This window comes from Klebsiella sp. K47, assembly GCF_051858335.1.
Classification (GTDB): Bacteria; Pseudomonadota; Gammaproteobacteria; order Enterobacterales; family Enterobacteriaceae; genus Klebsiella; species Klebsiella pneumoniae.
Genome location: NZ_JBPYUI010000083.1, coordinates 1 through 917, shown reverse-complemented (window position 1 = coordinate 917; position 917 = coordinate 1). Strand labels below are relative to the sequence as shown.

1 protein-coding gene and 2 pseudogenes are annotated in these 917 nt (G+C 52.6%); all 3 read left to right on the top strand.

The genetic code is table 11. From position 1 onward, the window contains the following. Positions 1 to 240, top strand: a pseudogene (locus RRF55_RS27155) (hypothetical protein); the annotation flags it as partial. Continuing rightward, entirely contained in the window at positions 227 to 703 is a 477-nt protein-coding gene (locus tag RRF55_RS27150) for a DUF1833 family protein (RefSeq protein ID WP_065800658.1), read from the top strand. The pseudogene RRF55_RS27155 and the gene RRF55_RS27150, both read left to right, overlap by 14 nt. A 12-nt stretch (positions 704 to 715) precedes the next feature. Further along, positions 716 to 917, top strand: a pseudogene (locus RRF55_RS27145) (nitrite transporter); the annotation flags it as partial.

Genomic DNA, 917 nt, shown 5'->3' with positions numbered 1-917 from the left:
TGGTTCTATCTGAAACTCCAGACTCCCATCGGGGTAAAGCCCTATAAAGCCAGGTTCGTGGATATTTACGAAGGGCCGACGCTGGTCGCGCCAAAATACTGGCAGTACAGCGCAACGCTGGAATTATGGGAACGCCCGTTACCGCCTTCTGGCTGGGGGAATTACCCGGAATGGCTGGCTGGCCAGTCGTTACTGGATATTGCGCTAAACAGAGAGTGGCCGAAGCATGACAATTCTTGAGCGACTATATGCCAGCAGCGGATCGGAGGTTATTCACGATACGCTGCAGATATCAGCAGGCGATGATAACTACTGGCTAACCAGTGGCTGGGATGACGTTTCAGTGACGCTGGAAAATGGTCAGCCGGTGACGTTTTATGCCAGCGCGATAGATATCGCCTTACCAGCCAGGAACGCCGATGGGACACAGGATTTAAAGTTTGCTATCAGCAATATTGACGGACGGGTTTCAGAGGCGATCGATAAAATTCTGGATGAAATGAAATCAGCCACGCTGACATTCCGGCGGTACATTTCATCCGATCTGTCTGCTCCGGCATCATCACCGTATACGCTCGATATCAAATCCGGCTACTGGACCCCGACAGCAGTTCAGGTCACGGCAGGCTATATGAATGTCCTCAAAACAGCCTGGCCCCGTAAACGTTACAACCTCGCCGAGCATCCGGGCTTACGTTACTAATCTGAGGCAAATATGTTTAACCCTGATAAATACCGTTCAGTCACCTGGCTGAAGGGCGGGCGCGTATATCCGCAGCTCGACTGTTTCGGCATTGTAAATGAGATACGTCGCGACCTGGGGCTACCTGAATGGCCGGATTTTGCAGGTGTGACCAAAGACGGCGGGGGCCTCGACCGGGAAGCGAGAAAGCTGATGCTTTCGCTGAAACGTTGCG